Origin of the sequence: Bradyrhizobium sp. AUGA SZCCT0283, from assembly GCF_018130385.1 — a bacterium.
Taxonomy (GTDB): Bacteria; Pseudomonadota; Alphaproteobacteria; order Rhizobiales; family Xanthobacteraceae; genus Bradyrhizobium.
This window is the reverse complement of sequence record NZ_JAFCLU010000001.1, coordinates 720,954-728,433: the sequence shown is the minus strand read 5'-3', so window position 1 is coordinate 728,433 and position 7,480 is coordinate 720,954. Positions and strand designations below refer to the sequence as shown.

The 7,480-nt window shown below is 63.4% G+C and carries 5 protein-coding genes; all 5 read right to left on the bottom strand.

Annotation, left to right across the window (positions count from 1 at the left end; all coding sequences use genetic code 11):
• Nucleotides 1–112: 112 nt before the first annotated feature.
• The 5 genes from JQ624_RS03505 to JQ624_RS03485 all read right to left on the bottom strand — a co-directional run bounded on the left by JQ624_RS03505 (nt 113) and on the right by JQ624_RS03485 (nt 7,427).
• Nucleotides 113–643, bottom strand: coding sequence for a hypothetical protein (locus tag JQ624_RS03505; RefSeq protein ID WP_212417413.1), 531 nt, complete (start codon nt 641–643; stop codon nt 113–115).
• A 138-nt stretch (nt 644–781) separates the two neighbouring features.
• On the bottom strand, nt 782–2,185 hold the full coding sequence (gene lpdA, locus JQ624_RS03500; RefSeq protein WP_212417412.1) for a dihydrolipoyl dehydrogenase: 1,404 nt from the start codon (nt 2,183–2,185) through the stop codon (nt 782–784).
• Between the two features lie 35 nt (nt 2,186–2,220).
• Nucleotides 2,221–2,967: an SDR family oxidoreductase gene (locus JQ624_RS03495; protein ID WP_212417411.1), complete on the bottom strand. Its 747-nt coding sequence runs from the start codon at nt 2,965–2,967 to the stop codon at nt 2,221–2,223.
• 78 nt (nt 2,968–3,045) lie between these two features.
• Nucleotides 3,046–4,281, bottom strand: coding sequence for a 2-oxoglutarate dehydrogenase complex dihydrolipoyllysine-residue succinyltransferase (gene odhB, locus JQ624_RS03490; protein WP_212417410.1), 1,236 nt, complete (start codon nt 4,279–4,281; stop codon nt 3,046–3,048).
• 188 nt (nt 4,282–4,469) lie between these two features.
• On the bottom strand, nt 4,470–7,427 hold the full coding sequence (locus JQ624_RS03485; RefSeq protein WP_212417409.1) for a 2-oxoglutarate dehydrogenase E1 component: 2,958 nt from the start codon (nt 7,425–7,427) through the stop codon (nt 4,470–4,472).
• Nucleotides 7,428–7,480 lie beyond the last annotated feature (53 nt).

The window sequence follows — 7,480 nt, the reverse complement described above, 5'->3', positions numbered from 1 at the left end:
CCGAATCTTGTCCGTATCCATTCATCGCAACCTCCTTGGCTGAAGTGTTGCGACGACCGGTTGAATCCGCCCTGGGTCGCCCGGTCAAGCCGGGCGACGACAGCGGGAAGCGTCAGCGCGCCTCGTGCACGCTCTTGCGAAAGCGCTGGATCAGCCGCAGCGTGCGCGATGACCAGCCGTCGCCGCCGCCACGCAGGATTTCCCGGATGCGCAGCTTGATCGGCTGGACCAGGGCCGCCGCCTTGGCGCGCATCGCCATGATGAATTCATAGGTCTTCTTGAACCACGCCATCTGCAGGAGCTTCGTGCGCGTCACGTCGAAGATGAAGGCGGTGACGCCGACGCCGACGAATTTCCCGAGCACGATGACGGTGACGGCGCTCAGCCAATACTCATGCGCCAGCAGCCAGAGACCGACCAGCTTGAGCGGAAACAGCGGGATCACCGGCACGGCGAACACGATCAGCGTCATCGCCGGCGACAGCGCATCGACGCGCTCGGACAGCCATTGCTTGAATGCGCGCAGCGGGATCAGCGCGACGATGCGCTCGACGATCGGCTCGAGATGATCCCACAGCCAGGCTTCGATCAGGAAGATGACCGCAAGCAGGACCCAGAACGGCTGTAACAGGCGGCGCATCATCGATCATCATCTCTAGAGCGGAATGACGTCCATTGATTGGTCGCTCCGCTCTTTTTCTTCGTTCAAAGCATGATCTTTTCGAGAAACCGGATACCTGCTTCTTCAATCACGCTCTACCCGGTATGTTCCGGATGTGGATCACATATGGATGGCGCGTTTGCCGACCGCAAGCGCGGCCTCCTTGATCGCTTCCGACCGGGTCGGGTGGGCATGGCACGTGCGCGCCAGATCTTCGGCAGAGCCCCCAAATTCCATCAGTACGCAGGCTTCGTGGATCATTTCGCCGGCTTCGCGGCCGATGATGTGCACGCCAAGCACGCGATCTGTCTTCGCATCTGCGAGAATCTTCACGAAACCGTCAGTGGTCTGGTTGACCTTGGAACGGCCGTTGGCGGTGAACGGGAATTTGCCGGAGGTATAGGCCACGCCCGCCTGCTTCAGCTCTTCCTCGGTCTTGCCGACTGATGACACTTCCGGCGTGGTATACACGACGCCTGGAATAACATCGTAGTTCACGTGGCCCGCCTGGCCCGCGATAATTTCAGCGCAGGCGACGCCTTCATCCTCGGCCTTGTGCGCCAGCATCGGCCCCGCCACCACGTCGCCGATCGCATAGACGCCCTTCACGCTGGTTGCGAAATGCGCGTCGATCTGCACGCGCCCGCGATTGTCGAGCGCGATACCGGCTTCCTTGAGCCCGAGCCCTTCGGTGTAGGGCACGCGACCGATACAGACCAGCACCACGTCGGTTTCGAGCGTCTCTGCCGGTCCACCGGCTGCCGGTTCGACACTGGCCTTCAGCATCTTGCCCGACGTATCGACGCCAGTGACCTTGGCGCCGAGTTTGAACGCAAAGCCCTGCTTTTCGAGCATGCGCTGAAATTGTTTCGCCACTTCGCCGTCCATGCCGGGCAGGATGCGGTCGAGGAATTCGACGACCATGACCTCCGCTCCCAGCCGGCGCCACACCGAGCCAAGTTCGAGGCCGATCACACCGGCGCCGATGATCAGCATTTTTTCCGGCACTTTTTCCAGCGACAACGCGCCGGTCGACGACACGACGCGCTTCTCGTCGATTTCGACGCCCTTCAGCCGCGCGATATCCGAGCCGGTGGCGATGACGATGTTCCTGGTCTCGACCGTCTGCGCCTTGCCGTCGCCGCCCGTGACCTGAACCTTGCCGGCGCCGAGGATCTTGCCCTTGCCGCTGATCACGTCGATCTTGTTCTTCTTCATCAGAAACTCGACGCCCTTGACGTTGCCGTCGATGCCCTGCTGCTTGAACTTCATCATCGATGGCAGATCGAGTTTCGGCGCGGAAATGCTGACGCCCATTTTCGCAAAGGAGTGTGCGGCTTCCTCGAACGTTTCGGAGGCATGCAGCAGCGCCTTCGACGGCATGCAGCCGACATTGAGGCAGGTGCCGCCAAGCGTCGCGTTCTTCTCGACCACGGCGACCTTCATGCCGAGTTGCGCCGCGCGGACCGCGCAGACATATCCGCCCGGGCCGGTGCCGATGACGACGAGATCGTAGGAAGCCATGATCGAAGTCCTGTAGCTGGGAAAAATGTCAGGTATTACCGCCCGCCCGATACGTCGAGGATGGCGCTGGTGACGTAGGACGCCTCATCCGACATCAGCCAGACGATGGCGTTGGCGATTTCATCCGCGGTGCCGACACGTTGCATTGGCACCATGTGCGCCAGCCGGTGTGCGCGATCGGGCTCGCCGCCGGAAGCATGAATCTCGGTATCGATCAGCCCGGGCCGGATCGCGGCGACCCGAATGCCCTCGCCGGCGACTTCATGGCCGAGGCCGACGGTGAAGGAATCCACCGCGCCCTTGGAAGCCGCATAATCGACATACGTGTTGGGCGAACCGAGTTTCGCCGCGACCGAGGAAAGATTGACGATGACGCCGCCCTCGCCGCCCTTGCGGGTCGACATCCGCTTCACCGCCTCGCGCGCGCACAGGATGCTGCCGGTGACGTTGACGGCCATCATGCGCTGGATACGCTCGGCCGACATGTCCTCGACGCGCGCCGAGGGCCCGACGATGCCGGCATTGTTGACGAGCGCACCGAGCGTGCCGAATTCATCCGCGGCGGCAAACAGCGCTAGAATGTCCGCCTCGCTGCCGACATCGCATTTCACCGCAATGGCCTTGCCGTTCTTGCGCTCGATCGAGGCGACGACTTCCTTCGCCGCCGCCTGATTGCTGGCATAGCCGACCACGACGCGAAAGCCGCGCGCGGCGGCAGCGAGCGCGGTGGCGCGGCCGATGCCGCGGCTGCCGCCGGTGATCACAACAACCTTGTCCGTCACATCAGCCCCCACAATCAACGCGCATCGATCCATGCTCGCGATACCGGCTTGGGCGCCGGCGTCAGCTAGCGTGATATGTCAGAGATCCAGCACCAGCCGCGCCGGGTCTTCCAGGCTTTCCTTGACGCGAACCAGGAAGGTCACCGCTTCCTTGCCGTCGATCACGCGGTGATCGTAGGACAGCGCCAGATACATCATCGGACGGACCTCGATCTTGCCGCCGACCACCATCGGCCGCTCCTGGATCTTGTGCATGCCGAGGATGCCGGACTGCGGCGCGTTCAGGATCGGCGTCGACATCAGCGAGCCGTAGATGCCGCCGTTGGTGATGGTGAAGGTGCCGCCCTGCATCTCGTCGATCTTGAGCTGGCCATCGCGGGCGCGGCGGCCGAAATCGGCGATCGACTTTTCGATGTCGGAGATCGACTTGTGGTCGCAGTCGCGCACCACAGGCACGACCAGGCCCTTGTCGGTGCCGACGGCGACGCCGACGTGGTAGTAGTTCTTGTAGATCAAATCGGTGCCGTCGATCTCGGCATTCACCGCCGGGATGTCCTTCAGCGCCTGCACGACGGCCTTGGTGAAAAAGCCCATGAAGCCGAGCTTTGAGCCATGCTTCTTCTCGAACACGTCCTTGTATTGCGCGCGCATCGCCATGATGTGGGTCATGTCGACCTCGTTGAAGGTCGTCAGCATCGCCGCCGTGTTCTGCACGTCCTTCAGCCGCCGCGCGATGGTCTGGCGCAGCCGCGTCATCTTCACGCGCTCCTCGCGAGCCGCATCGTCGGCCGGCGAAGGCGCCCGCACCTGCACCGAAGCGGCCGGCTGATTGATCGGGGTCGGCGCGGAAGCCGCCTTCTCGATTGCGGCCAGCATGTCGCCCTTGGTGACGCGGCCGTCCTTGCCGGAGCCCGGAACGGTCGCGGCATCGATGCCGCTCTCCGTGGAGAGTTTTCGAACCGACGGCGCCAGCGGCGCATCGGATACCGCAGCCTTCAGGGCCGCAGCAGGCGCGGCGGCGGGCGCTGCAGCCGGGGCGGCGGCCCTGGCGGGCGCGACCGACTTGGCGCCACCGGCTGCACCTTCGTTGATCTGCCCGAGCAGCGCGCCGACGGCGACGGTCTCGCCGTCCTTGGCCGCGATCTCGCCGAGCACACCGGCGGACGGCGCCGGCACTTCGATGGTGACCTTGTCGGTCTCGAGCTCGACCAGCGGCTCGTCCACCGCGACGGCGTCGCCGGCCTTCTTGAACCAGCGGCCGATGGTGGCTTCCGTCACGGACTCGCCGAGCGTCGGAACACGAATTTCAGTCATGGTATTTTTCCTCTTTGCGTCATGGCCGGGCGTAGTAGTCTGCATTTTCGCAGACTACGTATACTTGTCTGCGCCCGGCCATCCACGCCTTAAGTCAATTTTCAAAAACAAGACGTGGATGCCCGGGACATCTGGCGCGAAAGCGGCGCTTCGCGCCTTTTGCCCGGGCATGACGACGTGAACAAATCCTAGTTCAGCGCCTCATCCAGCATCGCCTTGAGCTGCGCCAGATGCTTCGACATCAAACCGGTGGCGGTTGCGGCCGACGCGGCGCGGCCCGCGTAACGCGGACGCCGGTTCGGCGCATGGATCTGGTTCAGCACCCATTCGAGATAGGGCTCGATGAAGTGCCACGCGCCCATGTTGCGCGGCTCTTCCTGGCACCAGACCACTTCGGCGTTCTTGAAGCGAATGAGCTCCTGCACCAGCGCCTTGAGCGGCACCGGATAGAGCTGCTCGACGCGCATGATGTAGATGTCGTCGATGCCGCGCTTCTCGCGCTCCTCGTAAAGATCGTAATAGACCTTGCCCGAGCACAGCACGACGCGGCGGATCTTGTCATCCGGCGCGAGCTTGATCTTCTCGTCGGGCAGCATCTGGGCGTCATCGTACAGGATGCGGTGGAAGGTGGTGTCCGCCCCCAGTTCGTCGAGCCGCGAGACCGCGCGCTTGTGCCGCAACAGCGACTTCGGCGTCATCATGATCAGGGGCTTGCGGATTTCGCGATGCAGCTGGCGCCGCAGCACGTGGAAGTAATTCGCCGGCGTGGTGGGATACACCACCTGCATGTTGTCTTCGGCGCACATCTGCAGGAAACGCTCGAGCCGCGCCGAGGAGTGCTCCGGCCCCTGCCCTTCATAACCATGCGGCAGCAGGCAGACGAGGCCGGACATGCGCAGCCATTTGCGCTCGCCCGACGAGATGAACTGGTCGAACAGAACCTGGGCGCCGTTGGCGAAGTCGCCGAACTGCGCTTCCCACATCGCCAGCGCCTTCGGCTCGGCCAGTGAGTAGCCGTATTCGAAGCCGAGCACCGCCTCTTCGGACAGCAGCGAGTTGATGACCTCGTAATGGCCCTGGTCGTGGCCGAGATGGTTGAACGGCGTGTAACGGCTCTCGGCTTCCTGGTCGATCAGCACCGAATGGCGCTGCGAGAAGGTGCCGCGCTCGGAATCCTGTCCCGACAGCCGGACGTGATGGCCTTCCTGCAGCAGCGTGCAGAACGCCAGCGCCTCGCCGGTCGCCCAGTCGATGCCGACGCCGTTGTCGATGGCTTTGGCACGGTTTTCCAGAAAACGCTGAATGGTGCGGTGAACCCGGAAACCGTCCGGCACCTTGGTGATCTTGCGGCCGATATCCTTGAGGACGTTGATGTCGACGCCGGTGACGCCGCGGCGGGCATCCTCTTCCTGATCGGCTGACTTGAAGCCCGCCCACTTACCGTCGAGCCAGTCGGCCTTGTTGGGCTTGTAGCCGGAACCCGCCTCGAGCTCGGCATCGAGCCGCGCGCGCCAGTCGGCCTTGGCCTTCTCGACCTCGCCCTCGGTCATCACGCCGTCGGCGATCAGCCGCCTGGCGTAGATCTCCAGCGTGGACGGGTGCGAGGCAATGCGCTTGTACATTACCGGCTGGGTGAACGCGGGCTCGTCGCCCTCGTTGTGGCCATGGCGGCGATAGCAGAACATGTCGATGACGACAGGCTTGTGGAATTTCTGCCGGAATTCGATCGCGACCTTGGCCGCGAACACCACCGCCTCCGGATCGTCGCCATTCACGTGGAAGATCGGCGCGTCGATCATCTTCGCCACGTCGGACGGATAGGGCGAGGAGCGCGAGTAGCGCGGATAGGTGGTGAAGCCGATCTGGTTGTTGACGATGAAATGCACCGAGCCGCCGGTGCGGTAACCCTTCAGGTCGGACAGGCCGAAGCATTCCGCCACCACGCCCTGACCCGCGAACGCCGCGTCGCCGTGCATCAAGAGCGGCAGAACGGAAATACGCATGTCCGGCGGATCGCCGTGCTGGTCCTGCTTGGCGCGCACCTTGCCGAGCACGACGGGATCGACGATTTCCAGATGCGACGGGTTCGCGGTCAGCGACAGATGGATCCTATTGTTGTCGAACTCGCGGTCGCTTGATGCGCCCAAATGGTATTTGACGTCGCCGGAGCCTTCGACCGCGTCCGGGTTGGCGGAGCCGCCCTTGAATTCATGAAACAGCGCGCGGTGCGGCTTGCCCATCACCTGGGTCAGCACGTTGAGGCGGCCGCGATGCGGCATGCCGAGCACGATCTCCTTCACGCCGAGATTGCCGCCGCGCTTGATGATCTGCTCCAGCGCCGGAATCAGCGATTCACCGCCGTCGAGGCCGAAGCGCTTGGTGCCCGTGAACTTGAGATCGCAGAACTTTTCAAAACCCTCGGCTTCGACCAGCTTGTTGAGGATCGCGCGGCGTCCCTCGCGGGTGAAACTGATCTCCTTGTCCGGACCCTCGATGCGTTCCTGGATCCAGGCCTTCTGCGCAGCGTTGGAGATGTGCATGAACTCGACGCCGAGCGTCTGGCAATAGGTGCGCTCGCAGATCGCGACGATTTCGCGAAGCGTGCCGTATTCGAGGCCGAGCACGTGGTCGAGGAAGATCTTGCGGTCAAAATCGGCTTCGGTGAAGCCATAGGTGCGCGGATCGAGCTCTTCGCGATCGCGCTGCGCCTCGATGCCGAGCGGATCGAGCTTGGCGTGGAAATGACCGCGCATGCGGTAGGCGCGGATCAGCATCAAGGCGCGGACCGAATCGCGGGTCGCCTGGTTGATGTCGGCGGCCGACAGCTCGGCGCCCTTGGCCTGCACCTTGGCGGCAAGCTTGGCGCCGACCGCCTTCTCGACGGTGATCCAGTTGCCGTCCAGCGCCGAGGTCAGTTCGTCGCGCGGGGTGAGTGGCCAGTTGTCGCGGCCCCAAGAGGGTCCCTCGGCGTTCTTCTGGACGTCGGCCGGGGTGTCTTTCAGGCTCTTGAAGAATTCCTGCCATTCGGCGTCGACCGACGCGGGGTCTTGCTCGTAGCGGGCGTAGAGGTCGTCGATGTAGGTGGCGTTGGTGCCCTGCAAAAAAGAGGAGAGGGCAAATGCTGCATTCGCGTCCTGGCGAGACATGATGGCGTCCTGGTAATTTTCGCTTTGCGCGTGGAAAACGGCGCTTTAGCCGG

What these genes read in the sequence shown, in the direction of transcription:
- JQ624_RS03505 (WP_212417413.1), bottom strand. Translation starts at nt 643, where the DNA reads ATGATGCGCCGCCTGTTACAGCCGTTCTGGGTCCTGCTTGCGGTCATC.
- lpdA (WP_212417412.1), bottom strand. Translation starts at nt 2,185, where the DNA reads ATGGCTTCCTACGATCTCGTCGTCATCGGCACCGGCCCGGGCGGATAT.
- odhB (WP_212417410.1), bottom strand. Translation starts at nt 4,281, where the DNA reads ATGACTGAAATTCGTGTTCCGACGCTCGGCGAGTCCGTGACGGAAGCC.
- JQ624_RS03485 (WP_212417409.1), bottom strand. Translation starts at nt 7,427, where the DNA reads ATGTCTCGCCAGGACGCGAATGCAGCATTTGCCCTCTCCTCTTTTTTG.